This window comes from Massilia sp. NBRC 108631 (genome assembly GCF_059704565.1).
In genome coordinates, this window is sequence record NZ_BAAKJE010000068.1 from 1 (window position 1) to 229 (window position 229).

The window sequence follows — 229 nt, forward strand, 5'->3', positions numbered from 1 at the left end:
CCCAAAGTAGTGGCGAGCGAAATGGGATGAGCCTGCATGATTTAGCATGACGCATAGTGGAACGCTCTGGAAATGGCGGCCATAGCGGGTGATAGCCCCGTACACGAAATGCGACGTGTGGAACTAAGTATGCGACAAGTAGGGCGGGACACGAGAAATCCTGTCTGAATATGGGGGGACCATCCTCCAAGGCTAAATACTCGTAATCGACCGATAGTGAACCAGTACC

The 229-nt window shown here is 52.4% G+C and carries 1 rRNA gene; it reads left to right on the forward strand.

What is annotated here, in order from left to right:
- Window positions 1-229: ribosomal RNA gene (locus AC6H42_RS08525) — 23S ribosomal RNA — on the forward strand; the annotation flags it as partial.